The 23,120-nt window shown below is 70.3% G+C and carries 17 protein-coding genes and 1 tRNA gene; 10 read left to right on the plus strand and 8 right to left on the minus strand.

Annotation, left to right across the window (positions count from 1 at the left end):
• Positions 1-28: 28 nt before the first annotated feature.
• Positions 29-2,923, minus strand: coding sequence for an excinuclease ABC subunit UvrA (gene uvrA / locus ACFFGY_RS19915; RefSeq protein ID WP_377046358.1), 2,895 nt, complete (start codon positions 2,921-2,923; stop codon positions 29-31).
• Positions 2,924-3,286: 363 nt separating this feature from the next.
• On the opposite strand from uvrA, the gene ssb reads away from it, so the two are divergent.
• The 8 genes from ssb to msrP all read left to right on the plus strand — a co-directional run bounded on the left by ssb (position 3,287) and on the right by msrP (position 11,485).
• Positions 3,287-3,862, plus strand: a complete 576-nt coding sequence (gene ssb / locus ACFFGY_RS19920; RefSeq protein ID WP_377046275.1) for a single-stranded DNA-binding protein — start codon at positions 3,287-3,289, stop codon at positions 3,860-3,862.
• A 15-nt stretch (positions 3,863-3,877) separates the two neighbouring features.
• Positions 3,878-6,631, plus strand: a complete 2,754-nt coding sequence (gene gyrA, locus ACFFGY_RS19925; protein ID WP_377046276.1) for a DNA gyrase subunit A — start codon at positions 3,878-3,880, stop codon at positions 6,629-6,631.
• Positions 6,624-7,136: a pantetheine-phosphate adenylyltransferase gene (gene coaD, locus ACFFGY_RS19930; RefSeq protein ID WP_377046277.1), complete on the plus strand. Its 513-nt coding sequence runs from the start codon at positions 6,624-6,626 to the stop codon at positions 7,134-7,136. The genes gyrA and coaD overlap by 8 nt, the downstream gene beginning before the upstream one ends.
• A 4-nt stretch (positions 7,137-7,140) precedes the next feature.
• Positions 7,141-7,719, plus strand: a complete 579-nt coding sequence (locus tag ACFFGY_RS19935) for a peptidylprolyl isomerase (RefSeq protein WP_377046278.1) — start codon at positions 7,141-7,143, stop codon at positions 7,717-7,719.
• A 76-nt stretch (positions 7,720-7,795) separates the two neighbouring features.
• Positions 7,796-7,871 (plus strand) — tRNA-Lys (locus ACFFGY_RS19940).
• Positions 7,872-7,953: 82 nt separating this feature from the next.
• Positions 7,954-9,045 (plus strand): glycosyltransferase, encoded by a 1,092-nt coding sequence (locus ACFFGY_RS19945; protein ID WP_377046279.1) that lies wholly within the window; start codon positions 7,954-7,956, stop codon positions 9,043-9,045.
• Positions 9,042-10,484 (plus strand): glycosyltransferase family 39 protein, encoded by a 1,443-nt coding sequence (locus tag ACFFGY_RS19950; protein WP_377046280.1) that lies wholly within the window; start codon positions 9,042-9,044, stop codon positions 10,482-10,484. The genes ACFFGY_RS19945 and ACFFGY_RS19950 overlap by 4 nt, the downstream gene beginning before the upstream one ends.
• A gap of 50 nt (positions 10,485-10,534) precedes the next feature.
• Positions 10,535-11,485 carry a protein-methionine-sulfoxide reductase catalytic subunit MsrP gene (gene msrP, locus ACFFGY_RS19955; protein ID WP_377046281.1) on the plus strand — a complete coding sequence of 317 codons (951 nt, stop codon included), beginning with the start codon at positions 10,535-10,537 and terminating at the stop codon, positions 11,483-11,485.
• Positions 11,486-11,506: 21 nt separating this feature from the next.
• Here msrP and ACFFGY_RS19960 read toward each other — a convergent pair whose 3' ends face one another.
• The 7 genes from ACFFGY_RS19960 to recG all read right to left on the minus strand — a co-directional run bounded on the left by ACFFGY_RS19960 (position 11,507) and on the right by recG (position 19,164).
• Entirely contained in the window at positions 11,507-11,944 is a 438-nt protein-coding gene (locus ACFFGY_RS19960; protein WP_377046282.1) for an NUDIX hydrolase, read from the minus strand.
• A gap of 10 nt (positions 11,945-11,954) precedes the next feature.
• Positions 11,955-13,019 carry a DUF4340 domain-containing protein gene (locus ACFFGY_RS19965; protein WP_377046283.1) on the minus strand — a complete coding sequence of 355 codons (1,065 nt, stop codon included), beginning with the start codon at positions 13,017-13,019 and terminating at the stop codon, positions 11,955-11,957.
• Positions 13,020-13,034: 15 nt separating this feature from the next.
• Positions 13,035-15,014 (minus strand): GldG family protein, encoded by a 1,980-nt coding sequence (locus ACFFGY_RS19970; RefSeq protein WP_377046284.1) that lies wholly within the window; start codon positions 15,012-15,014, stop codon positions 13,035-13,037.
• A gap of 7 nt (positions 15,015-15,021) precedes the next feature.
• Positions 15,022-15,753, minus strand: coding sequence for an ABC transporter permease subunit (locus tag ACFFGY_RS19975; RefSeq protein WP_377046285.1), 732 nt, complete (start codon positions 15,751-15,753; stop codon positions 15,022-15,024).
• The gene (locus ACFFGY_RS19980; protein ID WP_377046286.1) at positions 15,753-16,496 is read right to left on the minus strand and encodes an ABC transporter ATP-binding protein; all 744 of its coding nucleotides are present in this window, start codon (positions 16,494-16,496) and stop codon (positions 15,753-15,755) included. The genes ACFFGY_RS19975 and ACFFGY_RS19980 overlap by 1 nt, the downstream gene beginning before the upstream one ends.
• Before the next feature lie 165 nt (positions 16,497-16,661).
• On the minus strand, positions 16,662-16,883 hold the full coding sequence (locus tag ACFFGY_RS19985) for a hypothetical protein (protein ID WP_377046287.1): 222 nt from the start codon (positions 16,881-16,883) through the stop codon (positions 16,662-16,664).
• Positions 16,884-17,067: 184 nt separating this feature from the next.
• The gene (recG, locus tag ACFFGY_RS19990) at positions 17,068-19,164 is read right to left on the minus strand and encodes an ATP-dependent DNA helicase RecG (protein WP_377046288.1); all 2,097 of its coding nucleotides are present in this window, start codon (positions 19,162-19,164) and stop codon (positions 17,068-17,070) included.
• A gap of 102 nt (positions 19,165-19,266) precedes the next feature.
• On the opposite strand from recG, the gene ACFFGY_RS19995 reads away from it, so the two are divergent.
• Together ACFFGY_RS19995 and mfd are read left to right on the plus strand one after the other, a co-directional pair.
• Positions 19,267-19,608, plus strand: coding sequence for an FAD assembly factor SdhE (locus ACFFGY_RS19995; RefSeq protein WP_377046289.1), 342 nt, complete (start codon positions 19,267-19,269; stop codon positions 19,606-19,608).
• Complete coding sequence (mfd, locus tag ACFFGY_RS20000; RefSeq protein WP_377046290.1) at positions 19,605-23,111, plus strand: transcription-repair coupling factor; 3,507 nt, start codon at positions 19,605-19,607, stop codon at positions 23,109-23,111. Before ACFFGY_RS19995 ends, mfd begins: the two co-directional genes overlap by 4 nt.
• Positions 23,112-23,120 lie beyond the last annotated feature (9 nt).

Raw genomic sequence — 23,120 nt, forward strand, 5'->3', positions numbered from 1 at the left:
CGGGTGAGGGGCTGCACGGCACGGTGCGTCAGGCGCGCTTGCGCCGGGGCTTCGTGGCCGCCGGCGCCGGCAGCAGGGCCTTGAGGAAGTGGCCGGTGTGGCTTTCCGGGTTGGCTGCGACCTCTTCCGGCGTGCCCTCGGCCACGATGCGGCCGCCGCCCTCGCCACCTTCGGGGCCCAGGTCGAGCACCCAGTCGGCGGTCTTGATGACCTCCAGGTTGTGCTCAATCACGAGAACCGTATTGCCCTGCTTCACCAGCGCCTGCAGCAGTTCCAGCAGCTTGCGAACGTCCTCGAAGTGCAGGCCAGTGGTCGGCTCGTCGAGGATGTAGAGCGTGCGGCCGGTGGCGCGGCGGGCGAGCTCCTTGGCCAGCTTGATGCGCTGCGCCTCGCCGCCCGAGAGCGTCGTCGCCTGCTGGCCCAGGTGGATGTAGCCGAGCCCGACCTCGCGCAGCACCACCAGCTTGTCGCGGATGGCCGGCACGGCGGAGAAGAACTCGCAGCCCTCGTCCACCGTCATCTCGAGAACGTCGGCGATGCTCTTCTCGCGGAAGCGCACTTCCAGCGTTTCGCGGTTGTAGCGCTTGCCCTTGCAGGTGTCGCAGGTGACGTAAACGTCGGGCAGGAAGTGCATCTCGATCTTGAGCACGCCGTCGCCCTGGCAGGCCTCGCAGCGGCCGCCCTTGACGTTGAACGAGAAGCGGCCCGGCTTGTAGCCGCGCGCCCGCGCCTCGGGCAGTTCCGAGAACCAGTCGCGGATCGGCGCGAACAGCCCAGTGTAGGTCGCGGGGTTGGAGCGCGGGGTGCGGCCGATCGGCGACTGGTCGATGTCGATGATCTTGTCGAGCTGCTCCAGCCCCTCGATCCGCTCGTGCGGGGCAGGGACGGTGGAGGTGCCCATCAGCCGGCGCGCCGCGGCCTTGTAGAGCGTCTCGATCACCAGCGTGGACTTGCCGCCGCCAGAGACGCCCGCCACGCAGGTGAAGGTGCCGAGTGGGATCGAGGCCGACACGTCCTTGAGGTTGTTGCCGCGCGCGCCGATGACCCGGAGCATCCGCTTCGGGTCGGCCGGGCGGCGCTCCGCCGGGACCTCGATGCGCTGGCGGCCCGACAGGTAGGCGCCGGTGACGCTGTTGGGGTTCGCCGCGACCTCGTCGGGCGTGCCCTGGGCGATGACGTTGCCGCCGCCCTTGCCGGCCGCGGGGCCGATGTCGATCAGGTGGTCGGCGGCGCGGATCGCGTCCTCGTCGTGTTCCACCACCAGCACGGTGTTGCCGAGGTCGCGCAGACGCCTGAGCGTGCCGAGCAGACGCTCGTTGTCGCGCTGGTGCAGACCGATCGAGGGCTCATCCAGAACATACAGCACGCCGGTCAGGCCGGACCCGATCTGCGACGCCAGCCGGATACGCTGCGACTCACCGCCCGACAGCGTGGCGGAGGAGCGCGACAGGCTCAGGTAGTCCAGGCCCACATCCACCAGGAAGCGCAGCCGCTCGTTGATCTCGCGCAGGATACGGCCGGCGATCTCCTGGCGCTGCGTGGTCAGCGTGCCGTGGACGTTGCCGAACCATTCCATCGCCTTGCGGATCGACAGTTCCGAAGCCTGGGCGACGTGGAGGCCGGCGACCTTCACCGCCAGGGATTCCGGCTTCAGGCGCGCGCCCTGGCAAGCCTTGCAGGGGCGGTCGGCCTTGTAGCGCTCCAGGTCCTCGCGCACCCAGGGGTTGTCGGTTTCGCGCAGGCGGCGCTCCAGCGCCGGGATCACGCCCTCAAAACTCTTCTTGATCTCGTAGGCGCGCAGCCCGTCCTTGTAGCGCAGCGTCACCACCTCGCCGGTGCCGTGCAGGATGCCCTTGCGGACCGCCGCGGGAAGCTCGCCCCACGGGGTCTTCATCGAGACCTTGTAGTGGCGCGCCAGGCTTTCCAGCGTCTGGTCGTAGTATTCCGAGGAGGAGCCGCCGGTCCACGCCGCCACTGCGCCCTCGGCCATCGGGCGCAGGTCGTCGGGCACCACCAGGGCGGGGTCGAAGAAGCTTTCGGTGCCCAGGCCGTCGCAGACCGGGCAGGCGCCCTGCGGCGAGTTGAAGGAGAAGAGGCGGGGCTCGATCTCCTCGATGGTGAAGCCGCTCTCGGGGCAGGCGAAGCGGGAAGAGAACACGGTCCGCTCGCCGCTATCGGCATCGTCGGCATAGGCCACGCCGTCGGCCAGCCCCAGGGCCGTTTCGAAGCTGTCGGCCAGGCGCGTTTCCATGCCCGGGCCCACCACGATGCGGTCCACCACCGCCTCGATGTCGTGCTTCTTTTTCTTATCGAGGTTCGGCGCCTCATCCAGGCGGTACAGCGTGCCGTTGATCTTGGCGCGCTCGAAGCCACGGCGCTGGAGCTCCGCCAGCTCCTTCTTCCACTCGCCCTTCTTGCCGCGGGCGATGGGCGCCAGGATCAGGAGGCGCTTGCCGTCGCCCATGCCCAGCACCCGGTCCACCATCATGGACACGGTCTGTGCCTCGATCGGCAGGCCGGTGGCGGGGGAATAGGGCACGCCCACACGGGCCCAGAGCAGGCGCATGTAGTCGTGGATCTCGGTCACCGTGCCCACGGTGGAACGCGGGTTGTGCGAGGTGGTCTTCTGCTCGATCGAGATGGCCGGGCTCAGCCCCTCGATGCTGTCCACGTCCGGCTTGCCCATCAGCTGCAGGAACTGCCGCGCATAGGCGCTCAGGCTCTCGACGTAGCGGCGTTGCCCTTCGGCGTAGATCGTGTCGAAGGCCAGGGACGACTTGCCCGAGCCGGACAGCCCGGTGATCACCGTCAGCGTGTCCTTGGGGATGTCGAGGTCGACGTTCTTCAGGTTGTGCTGGCGCGCGCCGCGCACCCGGATGGCCGGCGGGCCGGCCTCGCCGCGTCCCGAGCGGGCCGGCGGCAGCTGGGAAGCACCGGCGGATTCCACGCCAGCAGGCGCCACGCGTGGCGTGGAGGGCTCAGTAGAGCGGGTGCGGTGGGGGGGTAGCGTGTCGGGCAAGGCCTGTCCTCTATCCCCGGGAAAACGGCTTTTCGCGGGTTTTTGCCAGGAAGTTCACATTGTGTTCGCCGCTATGTGGCACCATATCCCCCCTGCGGAAAGGGGTTGCCGGGGGGCGCTCCGGACCGCAACTTCCCCGGGGGTGGCTAGCGCCGCCTCCGGGGTTTAAGTTTCCTGCCCCTGCCGGCCGACGCCGCGCGGGGTATACGAGTCGGTGCGTCGTCCTCGAAGACGGGGACGCTCCCGAACGGCGAGAAGGTGGACGCGATGGCCGGCAGTGTGAACAAGGTAATCGTTGTCGGAAATCTGGGGCGCGACCCCGAGGTCCGCAACTTCCAGAATGGCGGCAAGGTCGTGAACCTGCGCATCGCCACCAGCGAGACCTACAAGGACCGTGAAGGTAACCGGCAGGAGCGCACCGAGTGGCACTCCATCGCCATCTTCAACGAGCGCCTGGGCGAGGTGGCCGAGAAGTACCTGCGCAAGGGCTCCACGGTGTATATCGAGGGCAAGCTCGAAACCCGGAAGTGGCAGGACAAGGACGGCCAGGACCGCTACACCACCGAGATCGTGTTGCGGAACTTCGGCGGCGAGCTGACCATGATCGGCGGCCGCGGCGGCGCCGGTGGCGGCGGTGACGACATGGGCGATGGCGGCGGCTACGGCGGTGGCGGCTCGGGCGGTGGTGGTGGCTTCGGCGGCGGTGGCCGCGGTGGCGACCGTGGCGGCTTCGGCGGCGGCAACGGCGGCGGCGGGCGCTCGCCCCGTGGCGGCAGCGGCGGTGGTGGGGGCGGCGGCTGGGATGCGCCCAAGAGCGACCTCGACGACGACATTCCGTTCTGATCTTAGGATAACAGCGTGAGCGAGACTGAGGACGGCGTTCCCGGCGGCGGAGACGAGCCGGCGCTGACCGGCACGCCGGTGGCGCTCGAGGAGGAGATGCGACGCTCCTATCTCGACTACGCCATGAGCGTGATCGTATCCCGTGCCCTGCCGGATGCGCGCGACGGGCTGAAGCCCGTGCACCGGCGCATCCTGTATGCGATGCACGAGGCCGGCTACACGCCCGACAAGCCGCACCGTAAGTCCGCCCGCGTGGTGGGCGACGTGATGGGTGTGTACCACCCGCACGGTGACTCGGCGATCTACGACGCCATGGTTCGCATGGCGCAGCCCTTTTCCATGCGCCTGCCGCTAATCGACGGGCAGGGCAACTTCGGCTCGATCGACGGCGATCCGCCGGCGGCGATGCGCTACACCGAGGCGCGGCTGGCGAAGTCCGCCGCGGCGCTGCTGGCCGGCATCGACGAGGACACGGTCGACTTCCAGCCCAACTACGACGAGAGCGCCAGCGAGCCGCGCGTCCTGCCGGCGGCCTTCCCGAACCTCCTGGTGAACGGCGCCAACGGCATTGCCGTCGGCATGGCAACCAACATCCCGCCGCACAACGCGGGCGAGGTGATAGACGCGACCCTGGCGATGATCCGGGAGCCCGAGATCTCGCTCGAGGATCTGATGCAGATCGTGCCGGGACCGGACTTTCCGACCGCGGGGCTGATCCTGGGCCGCGCCGGCATCCGCAACGCCTACGAGACCGGGCGCGGTGCCATTCCGCTGCGGGCCCGCACGGCGATCGAGGAGATGCGCGGCGGCCGCTCCGCCATCGTGGTCACCGAGATCCCGTATCAGGTGAACAAAACCACGCTGCTGGAGCGCATCGCGGAGCTGGTGCGCTCGAAGCAGGTCGAGGGCATCTCCGACCTGCGGGACGAGAGCGATCGTTCCGGCATGCGCATCGTGATCGAGCTGCGGCGCGAGGCAACGCCGGAGGTGGTGCTGAACCAGCTCTTCCGCTTCACGCAGCTGCAGATCTCCTTTGCCGCCAACATCCTGGCGCTGGATCACGGCCGCCCGCGGCAGCTCGGGCTGAAGGACGCGCTGCGCGCCTTTATCGACTTCCGCGAGGACGTGATCCTCAGGCGCTCCCGCTTCCGCCTGAACAAGGCGCGTGAGCGCGGGCACCTGCTGATCGGCCTGGCTATCGCGGTGGCCAATATCGACGAAGTCATCCGCCTGATCCGGCAGAGCCCCGACGCCAACGCGGCGCGCGAGGCGCTGATGGCGCGTGCCTGGCCGGCGGGCGACGTGGCCTCGCTGCTGGCGCTGGTGGACGACAGTGGCAACGTGGTCATCAACGACACCGTGCACCTGACGGAAACCCAGGCGCGCGGCATCCTGGAGCTGCGCCTCCAGCGCCTGACCGGCCTGGAGCGCGACAAGATCATCGCCGAGCTGGACGAGGTCGGTGGCCGCATCCGCGAGCTGCTGGACATCCTGGCCAGCCGCCCGCGCCGGCTGGAGCTGATGGCGCAGGAACTGGCCGAGGTCCGCGCCCAGATCGCCACGCCGCGCATCACCGAGATCGTGGACGGCGTCCTCGACCAGGACGACGAGAGCCTGATCGAGCCCGGGCTGATGGTGGTGACGCTGACGCGCGACGGCTACGTCAAGCGTACCACGCTGGAAAGCTTCCGCGCCCAGAACCGTGGCGGCCGCGGGCGTTCCGCCGCTGGCACGCGCGAGGACGACGTGGTGGTGCGCTCCTTCAACGCGCACACGCACCAGTGGGTCCTGTTCTTCACCTCGCGCGGGATGGCCTTCCGCGAAAAGGTGTGGAAGCTGCCGCTTGCCAGCCCGACGGCGCGCGGACGGTCGCTGCGCCAGCTGCTGCAGCTGCAGCAGGACGAGCACATCACCGCCGTGCTGCCGCTGCCGCAGGACGAGACGCTTTGGGACAACCTGCACCTCGTCTTCGCGACGGCCAGCGGCAATGTCCGCCGCAACCGGCTGTCGGACTTCCGCAACGTCCGCTCTTCCGGGCTCATCGCCATGAAGCTGGACGAGGGTGACGGGCTGATCGGCGTGCAGACCTGCCGCGAGGGCGACGACGTGATGCTGGCGACCCGCACCGGCCGCTGCATCCGCTTCATGGCCGACAGCGACACGCTGCGCGTCTTTGCCGGCCGCGACAGCACCGGCGTTCGCGGCGTGAAGCTGGCGGATGGCGACGGGGTGATCGCCCTCTCGGTGCTGCGCCACGTGGAGGCCAGCAATGCCGAGCGTGTCGCCTACCTCAAGGGGGCTGCGGAGCGGCGGCGCAACAGCGTCGAGGATCCGGAGGCGGTGGCGGAGGAGGTCGTCGGACGTGGCGACCCCGCGGCCGATGACGTCGCCGAGGAAGCCGAGGAGCTGACGCTCTCGAACGAGCGGATCGCGGAGATGGAGGCGGCCGAGGAGCTGCTGCTGGTGGTCACCGACCAGGGCTTCGGCAAGCGATCCTCCGCCTACGAGTACCGCGTCTCCGGGCGCGGCGGCATGGGCATCGCCAACATCACGTTGAGCAAGCGCACGGGGCGCGAGGTCGTGGCGACCTTCCCGGCCAAGCCTGGCGACGACGTGATGCTGGTCACCGACAACGGGCGGCTGATCCGCCTGCCGGTGGACCAGGTGCGGGTCACGGGTCGTTCCTCGCAGGGCGTGACGCTGCTTCGCCTCGACGACGACGAGCGCGTGACGTCCTGCTTCCCGGTGGTGGACGATGGCGATGGCTGAGCGCACCGGGCTCTATCCCGGCACCTTCGACCCGATCACCAACGGGCACCTCGACGTCATCACGCGCGCCGCGCGCCTCGTGGACCGGCTGGTTGTCGGGGTGGCGACGAATGTGGGGAAGGGGCCGCTCTTCCCGCTCGAGGAGCGGGTGGAGCTGGTGCGCGACGAGGTGGCGGCGGTGGCGGCCCAGACCGGTGCCGTGATCGAGGTCCGGCCATTTGACGGCTTGTTGATCAGCTTCGCGCGCGAGGTCGGCGCCGGTATGATCATCCGCGGCCTTCGTGCGGTGTCGGATTTCGACTACGAGTTCCAGATGGCGGGTATGAACCATCGCCTGGACAGCGACGTCGAGACGGTGTTCTTGATGGCCAGCGAACGCAACCAGTTCATCTCCTCCCGGTTCGTGAAGGAGATCGCCCGGCTGGGTGGGGATGTGGCGTCCTTCGTGCCGCCACTCACGCTGCAGCGGACCCTGGTCCGTGTCCGGAATAACACGGGAGTATGAAGGCATGCAGCGACGCACGCTGTTGACTGCCACCACGCTGATTGCCGGAGGAATGCTGATGAGCGAAACCACCGAGGCGCAGACGCCGACGGATCGCGAGAACACTCTGTTTCTCGACCTCAAGGACGGTCGTGTCACCATTGAGCTGCGCCCCGACCTCGCGCCCAAGCACGTCGAGCGCATCAAGGAACTGACCCGCAAGGGGTTCTACGACAACACGGTGTTCCACCGGGTGATCGAGGGCTTCATGGCGCAGGGCGGTGACCCGACGGGCACCGGCACCGGCGGCAGCGACCTGCCGAACCTGCCGGCCGAGTTCAGCCCGCCCGCCAAGGCGCGCTTCCTGCGCGGCGTGTGCGGCATGGCCCGCACGATGGACCCGAACAGCGCCAACAGCCAGTTCTTCATCATGTTTGCCCCGGCGGCGAGCCTGGATGGCCAGTACACGATCTGGGGCCGCGTGGTGTCGGGCATGGAGGCCGTGGACAAGATCAAGCGCGGTTCCGGCTCCAGCGGCACGGTGCGCGATCCCGACCACATCCTGAAGATGCGCGTCGCGGCCGACGTGCCGGAAGGCCAGTAAGCCTTCCGCCACGGCGGAGACCTTCGTCTCCGCCGGCTTGACTTCCCGCCGCCGGTGTTGTTTCGGCGGTGGCGATGCGCCTGTAGCTCAGTCGGTAGAGCACGAGACTTTTAATCTTGGGGTCCTGGGTTCGAGCCCCAGCGGGCGCACCAATCGCGGCGGTTGTAACAAGGTCTCCCGCGCCATCCGGCGCTGCCTCTTTCGCCACCTCAGCGGCTTCGCTAATGGGCAGCGGTGCCCCCCGAACTTTCCGTTGTCATCCCCTGCTTCAATGAAGCCGCGAATGTCCGCCCGATGGTGGAGCGCCTCGACGCCTGCCTGCGTGACATCGCCTGGGAAGCGATCTTCGTCGACGACAACAGCCCCGACGGAACCCACGCCGTGGCCCGGAGCCTCGCCGTGCTGGACCCCCGTGTCCGCTGCCTGCGCAGGATCGGGCGGCGTGGCCTGGCCTCCGCCTGCATAGAAGGCGCGCTATCCTCGTCGGCGCGCTTCGTGGCGGTGATCGACGGTGACCTGCAGCACGACGAGACCCTGCTGCCCACCATGTTCGAGGCCGTCCGCTCCGGCAGGGCCGACATCGCCATCGGCTCGCGCAACGTCGAGGGTGGCGAGAAGAACAGCGGCTTCTCGCCGCTGCGCGCACGGATCAGCGAGGCCGGCGCCGCGCTCTCGGCCGCCCTGTTGCCCACCAAGGTGCGCGACCCGATGAGCGGCTTCTTCCTGCTGCCACGGGTCCTCTTCGAGGATGTCGCCCCCCAGCTTTCGGGCCGGGGCTTCAAGATCCTGCTCGACATCCTGCTTTCGGTTCGCCGGCCCCTGCGGGTGGAGGAGTTCGCCTACCGGTTCCGACCGCGCGAAGCGGGGGAATCCAAGCTCGACGCCACGGTGATGATGGAGTTCCTGGGCCTGCTGATGGACAAGGCCCTGGGCGGCGTGCTGCCCTGGCGCTTCCTGTCGTTCCTCGCCGTGGGACTGATTGGCATCGCGGTGCACCTGGGCATCCTGGCCATCCTGGCCGAGGCCGGGCAGCTGGGCTTCGCTACCTCCCAATGGATCGCCACCTTCGGGGCGATGACCGTGAACTTCTTCCTGAACAACCGCGTCACCTATCGCGACGTGCGGCTACGGGGGCCGGCGCTGCGCCGCGGGTTGCTGCTCTTCTACCTGGTCTGCGGCATCGGTGCGGCTGCCAATGTCGGCGTCGCGCGCCTCCTGCTGCGCGAGGAGGGGCTGGCCTGGGGGCTGGCGGGCGCGGCGGGCGCCCTGATCACGGCAGTTTGGAACTATGCCATGTCCTCGACGCTCGTGTGGCGCGCCCGGTGAGGGTCTGGATCGCGGCCTTCCTCGCCCTGACCGCGGCACGCCTGATCGCCGCGGCGGCAATCCCGGTTTCCCCGGACGAGGCCTATTACTGGGTTTGGTCGCACAGCCTGGCGCCGGGCTACTACGACCACCCACCCATGGTGGCGCTCTGGATCCGGGCCGGCACGCTGCTGCTGGGCGAAACACCGTTGGGCCTGCGCCTGCTGGCGGTCCTGGGGCTGGTGGCGGCAACGCTGGCGCTGGTGCGGGCGGCCAATCTGCTGTTCCCGGCGCGCAGGCCCGGGCTGACGGCGGCGGCGCTGTTCAACGCGACCCTGATGGTCAACGCGGGGGCGGTGCTGATCACGCCCGACACGCCGCTGCTGGTGTTCTGGTGCCTGGCGCTCTGGACCGTGGCCGAGGCGCGGGCGCGCAACAACGGCTGGTGGTGGCTCGCGACCGGGATCTTCGCCGGGGCGGCGCTGTTGTCCAAGTACACGGCCGCCCTGTTCGGCGCGGGGCTGGTGCTCTGGCTGGTGCTGGAGCCTTCGGCGCGGCGTTGGCTGCGCGATTGGCGCCTCTGGGCCGGCGGCGTGCTGGCCGCGGCGATCTTTTCGCCCACCGTGTGGTGGAACGCCGAACACGGCTGGGCCTCCTTCGCCAAGCAGGGCGGCCGCGCCGGGACGCGGGAGGGCGGCTTCACGCTCCGCTACCTGGGGGAACTGCTCGGCGGGCAGCTCGGCCTTGCCACGCCGCTGATCTTCCTGCTCTGCGTCCTGGGCGTGGCGCTGGCGGTGGCGGCATGGCTGCGCAGGCGTGATGCCGCAGCCGGGCTGCTGGTGACGCTCACGGTGCCGGCGGCACTGCTGTTCCTGTTCCAGGCGACCGGCAGCCGGGTTCAGGCCAACTGGCCCGCGATCCTGTACCCGACGGCGGCGGTCGCAGCGGCCTGCCTCGGTGGCCGGTGGCTTCGCTGGCAGCGTCCCGCCCTGGCGCTCGGCGTGGTGATGTCGGGACTGGTGCTGTTGCAGGCGGCGGCCGCGCCGTTTCCGCTGCCGCGCCGCAACGACCCGACGCTGGCGCGCCTGGGCGGCTGGGACGGCTTCGCCACCGCGGTGGAGTTCGCCCGGCGGCAGTACGGCGCCACCTTCGTGGCGAGCGAGGAGTACGGGTTGGCGAGCGAGCTGGGCTTCCGCCTTCCGGCCGAGGCGCCGGTGGTGGCGATCGGCGACCGCTGGGGCCTCTTCGACCTGCCGGCGGCACCCGTTGCAGGAACCGGCCTGCTGGTCCGCAGCACGCGGCGCGGCGACGGGCCGCCGCCGTGGCCGGGTGCGCAGGAGCTGCCGGGCCTCGTGGCCCGTAGTCGCGGCGGTGTGGAGGCGGAGCTTTACCGGCTTTACCGGGTCACGGCGCCGCCCGTCGGCGCAGCCGTCATGTTACCGAAACCAACACGCCCTTGAAGGATCGAGGGATCGGTCGGAGATGTGCAGGGTCGCAGGAGGACGTTTCGATGCTCATCAAGATCCGCCGTAGCTGGGAGCTGCCCGAAAGCGCGGCGACGGCGGAATCCCTGGTGATGAACCGCCGAAAGGGCCTGGGGCTGATGGCCGGCCTCGGGGCAGGGCTGATCGGGGGATCCGTGCTGAGCCCCGCCCTGGCCCAGGCGCCCGACGGCGCGGTCGCCCGCAACCCGCGCTTCCAGCCCGGCCGTGACGTGACGCCCGAGAAGGACGCCACGACCTACAACAACTTCTACGAATTCGGTGACAGCAAGGGCATCTATCCGGCAGCCCAGAAGCTGAAGATGGATCCCTGGTCCGTCCGCTTCGAGGGCATGACCGACCAGCCGCGCGAGATGGGGCTCGAGGACATCCTCCGCCAGGTCAAGCTGGAGGAGCGCGTGCTGCGGCACCGCTGCGTCGAGGCCTGGGCCATGACGGTGCCCTGGACCGGCTTCCCCTTGTCGGAGCTGGTGCGGCTCGGCGCCCCGAAAGCGGGTGCGAAGTACGTGGTGTTCGAGACGGCGCAGCAGCCGGGTAACATGCCGGGGCTGCGGGCGATCTGGTATTCCTGGCCCTATATCGAGGGCTGCACCATCGAGGAGGCGGGCAACGAGCTCGGCTTCGTGGCCACCGGCATGTACGGCAAGCCGCTGCCGCCGCAGAACGGTGGTCCGATCCGCATCCTGTTTCCGTGGAAGTACGGCTTCAAGTCCGGCAAGTCGGTGGTGAAGGTCACCTTCACCGACAAGCGCCCGGTATCCTTCTGGCAGCAGTTGCAGGACAGCGAGTACGGTTTCTGGGCCAACGTGAACCCGGCCGTACCACACCCTCGCTGGTCCCAGGCCACGGAGCGCCTGTTGGGTAGCGGCGAGCGCGTGCCGACGCAGATCTTCAACGGCTACGGCGACACCGTGGCCAGCCTCTACACCAACCTGCAGAACGAGCGCCTCTACGCCTGAGGCGCCGCGCCCGGCGTCCCGTCAGCGTTCCGCGAGGCGCTGGCGGGCCACCGCGATGGCGCGGCGGGTTTCGTTCCAGAGTTCCAGTGACTCCAGTTCGGCGGGGCTGAAGAAGCGGGCCTCGGAGGCGTCGTCGCCCGCGACGAGCGCGCCCGAGAGCCAGCGCGCGCAGAAGTCGACGATGCTGTACTGGAAGCGGATGCGGCCGGCCTCGTCGCGGTCGATGACGTCCACCACCACGGCGAGGGAAAGGGGACCCACCTCGATCCCGGCCTCCTCGCGCAGCTCCCGCCGCGCGGTCTCCTCCATGGTTTCGCCCAGGGACTGAGCACCGCCGGGAATGGTCCAGCTCCCTTGCAGCGGCGGCCTTGCCCGGCGGACCAGCAGCACGTCCTCGCCGCGGAGCACCACGCAGCCGATGCCGACCCAGGGCCGCTCGGGATAGTGCCGTTCCGTCATCGGGAGGGCGTCACGGCGGCGGGGCCGGTGCGCCGGGCGGCAGCACCGGCGGCCGCTCGCCGGGCTGCTGCGTCGCGGCGGGCTGTTCCCGCAGGTCCACCAGGCGCGGCGCGAAGGCTTTCTCCTTCCAGGCGCCGACCTGATAGGCCCAGCCGTGCCAGCGGGCGTCGAGGCGCTTCGCCTCGTCGCTGCCGGTGGCGCCGAGCCGGACCCAGATGTTCTCGTCCTTGCGGCCGGTCCGCACCGTGATGACCAGCCCCTCGGTCAACGTGAAGCTCGCCTCGCCCACGGGTTCGGCGGTGAGCTGCGCTTCGGGCAGCACGTCGGTGAAGGTCAGGAACTCGAAGCCGCGGCCGATATCCTCCACCGCGTTGGGGTCGAGGGTGCCGGCATCCGCCGGGGCGGTGACGGTCAGGACCCCGTCCGGATCGCCGCTGCGACGGAACTCGGTCACCTGATCGTCGCGCCGGATCGTCACGGCCAGCACGCGGTCATGCGGCAGGTTGGCCACGTCCCGGTCGATCCAGAGCTGCACGTCGCTGTCGATGTTCAGCCGGCCCTCGGCCAGCCAGGCCAGATCCTCGCCCGGTCTGCGGACATAAATGCTTTCCGGCCGGTCGCCCTGGGTGCGGACCCGTCGGTGACCGGTGATCAGCTCGGCGATCGGGATGCCGCCGGCGTCGAGCACGCGGATGCCGTAGGCGGTTCCGCCGGGGGTGGCGGGGTCCTCGACGCCCAGCCGCGCGAAAAGCTCCGGATTGGCGGTGCGGCGTTCCACCAAGCGAAGCTCGGTCAGCCCCACCAGGACTTCCCGCACGCGGTCGGCGCGGGCGGGATAGCCGGACTTTGCGGGCAGGACCCAGGCTTCCCCGGCGCCACGTTGGAGCGTCAGCGTGTCGTCGCCGTGGCGGATCTCGATGCGGGCCGCGGCGGCGAGGCGGGGCGCAAGGTTCGGGAAGGCGAGCCCGGCTTGGTCAGGATCGGGCGGGGCGGCGTCGCGCGGTGTCAGCAGCACGCCGCCGCCCACCGCCGCCACGGCCAGCAGGCTGAGGCCCAGGAGGGCGCGTCGGTTCATCGTTCCCGTCCCCCCTCAGGCCCGGGCCGCGTTGCGGCGGCGGGCACGCAGCAGGGCCAGCAGCCCCGCCACCACGGTCACCACCACCGGCACGGCCACGATGTTCAGCACGCGCAGCCAGGTTTCCAGCCCCTCGATCTCGCGCCGGAGGTCGAGCTGTACGGCGCGCAGCTGCCCGCGGGTGGCAACGATCTCGGCGCGGGCCTTGTCGATCTCGGCGCGCTGCTCGGGCGTGATGATGGTCTGGGTGTTGCGCTCGGTGCCCGGCGCCTGCGGGCCGCCGGCACCGCCTTGGCGCAGCTCGCGCAGGCGACGCTCGGTGGCATCGAGGCGGCTCTGCAGGTCGCGCTCGGTTTGCCGGTAGCGCGTTTCGGCCTGGGCCTGCATGTCATCCACCACGGTGAAGGGGCGGATCGACTCGCCGCGTGAGCGGAGCGAGATCAGCTCATCCCCGCCGGCCAGCGTGTCGGCGAGGTTGGTCACCAGCGCGCCGTTGTCGCTGAAGGGTGTCGCCACGGACTGTCCGAAGAAGTCCTGCTGCCGGACCCAGAAGCGGTCCTCCAGGATGTCGGCGTCGTTGGCCACCACGAGGTTCACCGGACCGTCGGTCTGCGCGCGGTAGGCCGGGAAGTCGGCGGGCCTCGCCTGACCGGCCGCCAGCGGCGGCGGGCCGGAGAAGGCGCTGTGCAGCACGCCGCGCACCCGGGCCATCAGCACGTGGCGCTGCCCGTCGGGCTTGAAGCCGGCCAGGATCGCGGCCGGGTTCGGGTTGTCGCGCACCGCGGCGACGTCGGCCAGCATCGACTGGTCCGAGGATGTCAGCAGCGGCGTGAACTCGATGCCGCTGCCGGGCTTCTGGCGGAGCTCACCGGCGGAGGCGACCGTCACCTGGTTGAGGTCGGCCGTGGCCACGTCGGTGCGGTTCAGGCTGTCACCCTGGAGGTTGTACCAGGCGGCGTAGTCCACCGCCTGCACCCGGTCGTTGGGGCTGGCGCGCACCCGCCAGGCGCCACGCAGGTCGAGCACCACCTTGTCCGACGGCGCTTCCACGCCCCAGGCGTCCAGCAGGCGCGACAGGGTGGAGGAGGTGCTGGCCGGCGGCCGGCCGCCGGGATCGGGATGGCCGACCTGGCTCTCGCTGTAGGGGTCGGTCATGGCGAAGAGCTTGCCGCCGCGCATCACGAACTGGTCGATGGCGTAGAGCGTGTTCTCGCTCAGCTCCTGTGCCTGCGCCACGATCAGCACCTGCACCGCCGGGTCGATGGCGGTGGCGTCGGTCGGCACGTCGCGCACCGAGAAGAACTGCCGCAGCTGGTTCATCGCGGCGTAGGGCTGCCCGGCACCGGGGATGCGCATCATCATCGCGCGCGGGTCGCCGTTCAGCGGCAGCGAGGACATCACGCCCACCACGGGGCGCTGCGGGTTCGACAGCTCGTAGATCAGGCGCGTCAGGTCGTATTCGAGGAAGCGTTCCCGGTCCGGCTGGAAGAAGGGCACCGTGCGCTCGTCATCGAGCAGGTTCACGCCGGCCAAGCCGAAATACACCGGTTCCCCACCCTGATCCACGGGAACGCCCTGGAGGCCGTAGGCCACGGCGCGGTCCTCGGTCTCGCTGAAGGGCTCGGGATCCAGGAATTCCAGCTTCAGCTTGCCGTTCGACAGCGCGGCGTATTCCTGAAGCATCTCCCGCACGCGGTCGGCATAGGCACCGAAGACCGGAACGCTGGCGCCGAGCGAGCGGGAATAAAACAGCCGCAGCGTGATCGGGTCGCGCAGCTTGGCCAGCACGCTGCGGGTGCCGCTGCTCAGCGTGTAGAGGTGCTGCTGCGTCAGGTCGACGCGGGCGCGCGACAGGGTGCGGTCGGCGATCATGTTCACGCCGACGGCGAGTGCCAGCGCCGCCACGATGGCACCGGCGGCGAGCCAGGCGCGTCGCGGCGCCGGCCTCGGGGCCGGTCGGGTGTCGGGGGAGGCGGGTTCGTTCACCACGGACATGCTCCCCTCAGGCCGCCTTGCGGTTGTCGACGATGAGGCTGTTGGCGAAGAGCCAGAAGCCCATGAAGCTCAGGAAGAAAATCACGTCGCGGGCGGAAATGACGCCGCGCGAGAAGCCCGCGAGACGGTCGGTGACCGAAACGCCGCGCGCGACCTCGGACAGGGCGGGCAGGTTGCGGTCCAGGAAGTCGCCCACGATCTGCGACCCGGCGGCCGCGAACAGGAAGCACACCGCCACCGCGAGCACGAAGGCGATCACCTGGTTCTTGGTCGCGGCACTCAGCGCCGAGCCGACCGCGAGGTAGGCGCCGGCCACGAAGAGGCAGCCGAGATAGCCCGCCGCGATCACGCCGTTGTCGGGGGACCCCAGAACGTTGACGGTGATCACCAGCGGGAAGGTGAGGGCGAGTGCGATGGCGCAGAAGGCCCAGGCCGCCAGGAACTTGCCCAGCACCGCCTGCCACTGCGCGATCGGCAGCGTCAGCAGCAGCTCGATCGTGCCCAGCCGACGCTCCTCGGCCCAGAGGCGCATGGTGATGGCCGGCACCAGGAACAGGAACAGCCAGGGCACGAACTGGAAGAAGGGCGTGAGGTCTGCCGTGCCGCGCGCGAAGAAGCCGCCGAGCGAGAAGGTCAGCGTGCCCGATAGTACCAGGAAGATCACGATAAACACGTAGGCCACGGGCGTGGCGAAGTAGCCGCCGAGCTCGCGCCCGGCGACGGCGAGGATGTTGCGCATCAGGCGGCCTCAGCGGCGGGAAGGGTCAGGTCGCGGAACACCGCATCAAGGTTCGGCCCCCGCGCCGCGAGCTGCGCCGGCGTCTCGTCGGCCACGACGCGGCCCTGGGCGATCACCACCGCCCTGGTGCAAATGGCCGAAACCTCCTCCAGCAGGTGGGTCGAGATCACGATGGCCTTTTCCGGCGCCATGCGGGTGAGGAGGTCGCGGACCTCGCGCTTCTGGTTGGGGTCGAGGCCGTCGGTCGGCTCGTCGAGCACCAGCACCGGCGGGTCGTGCAGCAGCGACTGCGCCAGGCCGACGCGGCGCTTGAAGCCCTTGGACAGGGTCTCGATCGGCTGCAGCCGCACGCCGTGCAGCGTGGTCAGGTCCAGCGCGCGCGCCACGCGGTCGCGCCGCTCGGCACCCCGGAAGCCGCGGATCTTGGCGATGAAGCCGAGAAAGCCTTCCACCGTCATCTCGGGATAGGTGGGCGCGCCCTCGGGCAGGAAACCCAGGTGGCGCTTGGCAGCCACGGGGCGGTCCACCACGTCCTCACCCAGGATGCGCGCCGTGCCGGCGGTGGGCGTCACGAAGCCCGCCAGCATCTTCATGGTGGTGGACTTGCCGGCACCGTTGGGGCCCAGGAAGCCCACGACCTCACCCCGATCGACCCGGAACGACACGTCGTCCACCGCGGTGAAGGTGCCGAATTGCTTGGTCAGCCGATCGATCTCGATCAGCGCGGAGGTCTCGCTCGGCAACGCCGGTCCCCGTTCCAGTCAGGCGCTTCCGGGTTTAGCCGCCGCCCGCCGCAAGGCAAGACCCGCGCCCGTTCCGGAGTGTGACATCGGCGCAAGCTGCGTTTCGGATGCCCCGGTCCGGACGGCTCATTCCGGCCGGCCTGATCCGGTCAGGGCCCGGTTCAGTCAGGGCTTGGCGAGTTCCTGCTGGATGCGCGGAATGTCGAGCGGCAGGAGGATGACGTTGCGGATGCGCGGGTTGTTCTCGTTGCGCTGAACCGTCTGGATCGCGCGCTGCTCCGCCTTCTTCGGGTTGATGTCGATGATGATCGACAGGGCGAAGCGCTCAACCTCCTCGACGCCCTCCAGGGTGTTGAATACGACCGTCGCGGCATAGGCCTGCTTCACCGTTGGCTCCCCCGGGGATGATGACGGGCGCACCATCCTCTATCCCGCCGCCGCCGTGAAGCGGCGCTCGAAGTCCTGCCGCGAAGCGGTGCGCCAGATCACGAGGCAGCAGGCAAACCCCCGTCGCGCTGCGGCGCATCAGGCTCGGCCTTGAAGCGCCCGTGATAGTCTCAGGCCGTCGCCGTCAGCCCGCGTGCAGAAGCTCCAGGCTGGTGTCGTGCCCGAAGAAGGGCAGCAGCCAGCGCGCCGCCGCCCGGCCGCGCTCCGTCGCGTCGAGGTGCGGGTCCTTTTCCAGCAGCAGCGTCGCATCCTGGTGCGCCATCCGCACCAGTGGCCCGTGCCGCTGCGGGTCCGCCAGCCGACGCCCGAGCAGCCCGGCCTGCCGGGTGCCCAGCGCGTCGCCGCCGCCGCGGTGGTTCAGGTCCTCGTCGGCAATCACGAAGCCGTCCTCGGTGTCGCGCAGCACGGCGAGGCGCCGCTTCTCGCCATCGTTCAGGTCGGCCGAGGGCATCAGCAGGCAGTAGGATTGCGCGTCGCCCCGGCCCACACGGCCGCGCAGCTGGTGCAGGGCGGCAAGACCGAAGCGCTCCGCCTGCTCGATGATCATGATCGTGGCCTCGGGCACGTCCACGCCCACCTCGACCACGGTGGTGGCCACCAGTAGCTTGGCGCGGCCGGCGGCGAAGTCCTTCAGCGAGGCTTCCCGCACGTCGAGCGCCTGGGCGCCGTGGGCGAGTCGCACCTCCTCGCCGAAGATCTCACGCAGCGCGGCGAAGGTGGTTTCGGCGGCGACATTGTCGTGCTGCTCGCCTTCCTCGACGGCGCGCACCACCCAGTAGGCGCGGTCACCGCGGGCAAAGGCGCGGCGCAGGGCGTCCAGAACCTCCTCCCGCCGTTCCCGCGACACGATGCGGGTCACGATCGGCTTGCGCCCGGCCGGCCGCTCGGCCAGGCGGGACACCGCCATCTCGCCCCACTGGGTCAGCAGCAGGGTGCGCGGGATCGGCGTCGCGGTCATCACCAGCATGTCGGTGTCGGCGCCCTTGCCGGCGAGTGCCAGGCGCTGCGCCACGCCGAAGCGGTGCTGCTCATCCACCACCACGAGGCCGAGGTCGCGGAAGGCCACCTTTTCCTGGAACAGGGCGTGCGTGCCCACCACCAGCGGGATCGAGCCGCTGGCGAGGCCCAGCAGCACCCGCTTGCGTTCCTTGCCCTTCACGCTGCCGGCCAGCAGCGCGACCTCGACCCCGGCGGCGCCGGCGAGCTTGGCGAAGGTGCGCAGGTGCTGGCGCGCCAGGATCTCGGTGGGCGCCATGATCGCGGCCTGGGTTCCGGCCTCCACCGCGCGCAGCATGGCCATCAGCGCCACCAGCGTCTTGCCCGAGCCCACGTCGCCCTGCAGCAGCCGGAGCATCCGGTGCGGCGCCGCGAGGTCGGCGTCAATCTCCGCGATGGCGTGCGCCTGGGCGCCGGTGGGCTGGTGCCCGAAGGCAGCCATGGCCACCTCGCGCAGGCTGTTGTCGCCCAGCAGCGACCGCCCGGGCCGCGTCTGCGCCGCCCGGCGCACGAGGCCGATCGCCAGCTGCCCGGCCAGCAGCTCGTCATAGGCCAGCCGGTCCAGCGGCTCGTGCCCGGGGATCACCTCCGGCGCCTGAAGCAGCCGCAACGCTTCGGTGAAGCCCGGCCAGCGGCGGCGTTGCAGCAGCGTCCGGTCGCCCCATTCGCCGACACCGCTCAGCAGCGGCAGCGCCGCGGCCATGGCCTTGCCCACGTCCTTGCCCGACAGCCCCTTCACCAGTGGCCACACCGCCTGGAGGGGCGGGATCTCGTCGGGCGGGCTGATGAACTCGGGCGGCTCCATCCGCCAGCGGTTGCCGTTGCGCCGCACCCGGCCGGACAGGGTGCGCTCGGCGCCCTCGGGAAAGCTGCGCGCCAGCCAGGGGCCGACCCAGCGGGCGCGCAGGAAGTAGGGGATTTCCACCTCCCAGCCCTCGGAGCGGCAGCGCACCACCCAGGGGCGCGACGGCGTGCCGGGCGAGGAGATGCTGTCGATCTCCACCGGGATCGTCGCCACGTCGCCATCATTGGCCTCGCGCAGCGAGAGCACCCGCTGCCGGTCCACGTAGCGCTCGGGGATGTGGAACAGCAGGTCGATCACCCGGCCGCCGCCCACGGCCTCGGCCAGGCGGCCGGCCTTCTCGCCCAGGCCGGGCAGGGTTTCCAGCGGCGAAAGCAGGGAATCGGCCAAGGGAACTGCCGTGGGGATGGGTTGGGCTGACATGGGGGAAGGCCGGCTCTATATGGCAACACGAACGAAGGGCGAACCCCCCTCCGCCCGCTTCCCTGGCCGCCCGCCGGCCGCGCCTGAGCCGGTGTGCCCCATATGTCCGACGCCCCATCGAACCAGACCTCCTCCACGCCTGAGGAACTGCCGCCGCGCCGCAAGCGGCTGCTGTTCCGCGCCTGGCACCGCGGCACCAAGGAAACCGACCTCATGGTCGGACACTTCGTGGCCCGTCACATCGCCGCCTTCACCGAGGACCAGTTGGACGAGCTCGAAACCGTGCTGGAGCACCTGGACGTGGACATGCAGGAATGGCTGTCCGGCCGCCGTCCCATCCCGGAGGCCCACTGCAGCCCCATGCTGGACTGGATGGCGCGCGAGTGCGCCCAGAGCGGTGCCGGCCTGCCCACGGAACTGCGAACGCCGGAGCGTGGCGCTTGAGCGCCGTCGCGGAACGCGAACTCGTCGGCGCCACGGTTTACGGCGCCCCGGAAGGCTTCGACGCGCTGCTGCTGGCCCGGCGCCGGGCCGAGATCGACAAGCCGCTCCTCCATGCCTGCCGCGACGACGCGCGCATGGCCCGAATGGCCGAGGCGCTGAGCTTCTTTGCCCCCGGCGTCGAGGTGCTGCGCTTCCCGGCCTGGGACAGCCTGCCCTACGACCGCGTCTCCCCGAATCCGGAGATCGTGGCCGAGCGCGTGGCCACGCTGGCGCGCCTCATCGAGCCCGACGCGAAGCCCCGCATCGTGCTGACCACCGTGAACGCCCTGGTGCAGAAGGTGCCGCCGCGCTCGGTCTTCGACGGCGCGACGCTGGAGCTGCGCAAGGGCGGCCGCGTGTCGCCCGCCAAGCTAACGGAGTTCCTGGAGGCCAACGGCTACGGCCGCACCGGCACGGTGATGGAGCCGGGCGAATACGCGGTGCGCGGCGGCATCGTGGACCTCTACCCGGCCGGCGAGGCGCAGCCGGTGCGCCTCGACCTGTTCGGCGACGAGATCGAGAGCCTCCGCCACTTCGACCCCGAGACGCAGCGTTCTTCCGACACGCTCAAGGGCCTGACCTTGCGCCCGGTGGGCGAGGTCTGCCTCGACGCCGACGCCATCGCGCATTTCCGGGCGGAATACCTCGACCTGTTCGGCATGGCCGCGACCGAGGACCCGCTCTACGTCAGCATCTCCGCCGGTCGGCGGCATCCTGGGATGGAGCACTGGGCCGGGCTGTTCCAGGAGGAGATGGCCGTCCTCCTCGACTACCTGCCCGGTGCCGAGGTCAGCCTCGATCATCAGGCGGAGGACGTCCTCGACGCCCGGCTGGAGATGATCCAGGACCACTACGAGGCCCGCCGCCTGCCGCCACGCGAGGGTGAGACGCCCTATCGCCCGGCGCCGCCGCGCACCCTCTTCCTTGATCGGGCCGGCTGGAACCGGATGCTGTCGCGCGGGCCGCTGGCGCACTTCTCGCCCTTCGCGGGTGAGGACGGCCCCGACGCAGGCGGGCGCCCGGGCAAGCTGTTCAGCGACGTCCGCACCTCCGGTGGCAACGTCTTCGCCGCCTACAAGGAATATGCCGAGGCGCTGGCGGGGCAGGGGCGCCGGCCGGTGGTGGCCGCCTGGACCCGCGGCTCGCGCGAGCGGCTGGCCAACCTCCTGCGCGAGAACAACGTCGCCGCTGAGCCGGTGGAACATTGGGGGGCGGCGCAGAAGCTGGCGCCCGGCGCGGTGGCGCTGGCGATCATGGGGATCGAGCGAGGCTTCACCGGCCCGGCCGTGGGCGGCGTCGGCACCACGGGCTTGCGCAAGGATGCGGGGATCGTCGTCACCGGCGAGCAGGACCTGCTGGGCGAGCGCATCGCCCGGCCGCCGCGGCGGCGCAAGCGTGCCGACCAGTTCATCGCCGACGCCACCGAGATCGCGGAAGGCGACCTCGTGGTGCATGCCGATCACGGCATCGGCCGCTACGACGGGCTGGTGACCATCGAGGTCAACGGCGCTCCGCATGACTGCCTGCGGCTGCTCTACGATGGCAACGACCGGCTTTTCCTGCCGGTCGAGAACATCGAGGTCCTCACCCGCTTCGGCTCCGAAACTGCGGGCGTGTCGCTGGACAAGCTGGGCGGCGCCTCCTGGCAGAACCGCAAGGCCAAGGCCAAGCAGCGCATCCGTGACATGGCGGGCGAGCTGATCCGCACCGCCGCCGAGCGCAAGGTGCAGGAGGGCAGGGCCGCCGTGCCGCCCGAGGGCGCCTGGGACGAGTTCGCCGCCCGCTTCCCCTTCGCCGAGACCGAGGACCAGCAGCGCGCCATCGCCGACATCGTGGAGGACCTGGCCTCAGGCCGCCCGATGGACCGCCTCATCTGCGGCGACGTGGGCTTCGGCAAGACCGAGGTGGCGCTGCGTGCCGCCTTCCTGGTGGCCATGACCGGCGCCCAGGTCGCGGTGGTGGTGCCGACCACGCTTCTCGCCCGTCAGCACTTCCGCACCTTCTCCAAGCGCTTCGAGGGGCTGCCGGTCAACGTGGCGCAGCTCTCCCGCCTCGCCACGCCCAAGGAGGCCAACCAGACCCGTGCCGGCCTCAAGGACGGCACCGTCAACATCGTGGTCGGCACCCACGCGCTGCTGGCCAAGGGGGTGGAGTTCGCCGACCTCGGCCTCGTGATCGTGGACGAGGAGCAGCACTTCGGCGTCGCCCACAAGGAGCGGCTGAAGGCGCTCAAGACCGACGTCCACATGCTGACGCTGACCGCGACGCCGATCCCGCGCACGCTGCAGCTGGCGCTGTCGGGCGTGCGGGAGATGAGCGTGATCGCCACGCCGCCGGTGGACCGTCTCGCGGTGCGGACCTTTATCTCGCCCTTCGACAGTGTGGTGATCCGCGAGGCCATCCAGCGCGAGCGCTTCCGCGGCGGCCAGATCTTCTGCGTGGTGCCGCGCTTGGAAGACATGCCGAAGATGGCGGAGCGCCTCAAGGAAATCGTGCCCGAGGCGCGCACGGTGGAAGCGCATGGCCGCCTCTCGCCCACCGAGCTCGAGCGCGTGATGACCGAGTTCGGCGACGGCAAGTACGACATCCTGTTGGCCACCAACATCGTCGAGTCCGGCCTCGACATGCCGGCGGTCAACACCCTGATCGTGTACCGCGCCGACATGTTCGGGCTGGCGCAGCTCTATCAGCTGCGCGGGCGGGTGGGACGCGGCAAGCAGCGTGGCTACGCCTATCTCACCTGGCCCGCGGCGCATCGCCTGTCCGCCGCCTCGCAGAAGCGGCTGGAGGTGATGAACACGCTGGACAACCTGGGCGCCGGCTTCACGCTGGCGAGCCACGACCTCGACATCCGCGGCGCCGGCAACCTGCTGGGCCAGGAACAGTCGGGCCAGATCCGCGAGGTCGGCATCGAGCTCTACCAGCAGATGCTGGAAGACGCGGTGCAGGAGGTCCGCAACCGCAACAAGGGCCGCCGGCGCCGCGAGGCCGAGGAGGACCGCGACTGGACGCCCAACATCAACCTGGGCCTGCCGGTGCTGATCCCCGACAACTACGTCCAGGACCTGCCGGTGCGGCTGGGCCTGTACCGCCGCATCGGCGGCTTGGCCTCCGAGGCGGAGGTCGAGGCGATGGCGGCGGAGCTGGTGGACCGCTTCGGCCCGCTGCCCGAGGAGGTGGACAACCTCCTCCAGGTCGTCTCGCTCAAGCGCCTGTGCCGCGAGACCGGCGTGGAGAAGCTCGATGCCGGGCCCAAGGGGGTGGTGGTCACCTTCCGCCGCAACCGCTTCAGCAACCCGGGCGGGCTGGTGAACTGGGTGGCGGCGCAGAAGGGCACCATCAAGCTGCGCCCCGACCACAAGCTGGCCCTGGTGCGGGAGATGGAGCTCAGCGCCCGGGTCAAGGCGGCGCGCGGCATCCTGCTCGGGCTGGCCAAGGTGGTGGCGGAGATCCCGGCCGCCTGAGGTTCTGAC

Source organism: Roseomonas elaeocarpi (assembly GCF_042433915.1).
GTDB classification, from domain to species: domain Bacteria; phylum Pseudomonadota; class Alphaproteobacteria; order Acetobacterales; family Acetobacteraceae; genus Roseomonas; species Roseomonas elaeocarpi.

Excerpts from the sequence above, each read along its gene's own strand:
- ACFFGY_RS19965 (WP_377046283.1), bottom strand. The coding sequence starts at position 13,019 with ATGAACCGACGCGCCCTCCTGGGCCTCAGCCTGCTGGCCGTGGCGGCG.
- ssb (WP_377046275.1), top strand. The coding sequence starts at position 3,287 with ATGGCCGGCAGTGTGAACAAGGTAATCGTTGTCGGAAATCTGGGGCGC.
- coaD (WP_377046277.1), top strand. The coding sequence starts at position 6,624 with ATGGCTGAGCGCACCGGGCTCTATCCCGGCACCTTCGACCCGATCACC.
- ACFFGY_RS19935 (WP_377046278.1), top strand. The coding sequence starts at position 7,141 with ATGCAGCGACGCACGCTGTTGACTGCCACCACGCTGATTGCCGGAGGA.
- ACFFGY_RS19960 (WP_377046282.1), bottom strand. The coding sequence starts at position 11,944 with ATGACGGAACGGCACTATCCCGAGCGGCCCTGGGTCGGCATCGGCTGC.
- ACFFGY_RS19975 (WP_377046285.1), bottom strand. The coding sequence starts at position 15,753 with ATGCGCAACATCCTCGCCGTCGCCGGGCGCGAGCTCGGCGGCTACTTC.
- ACFFGY_RS19995 (WP_377046289.1), top strand. The coding sequence starts at position 19,267 with ATGTCCGACGCCCCATCGAACCAGACCTCCTCCACGCCTGAGGAACTG.
- msrP (WP_377046281.1), top strand. The coding sequence starts at position 10,535 with ATGCTCATCAAGATCCGCCGTAGCTGGGAGCTGCCCGAAAGCGCGGCG.
- recG (WP_377046288.1), bottom strand. The coding sequence starts at position 19,164 with ATGTCAGCCCAACCCATCCCCACGGCAGTTCCCTTGGCCGATTCCCTG.
- ACFFGY_RS19970 (WP_377046284.1), bottom strand. The coding sequence starts at position 15,014 with ATGTCCGTGGTGAACGAACCCGCCTCCCCCGACACCCGACCGGCCCCG.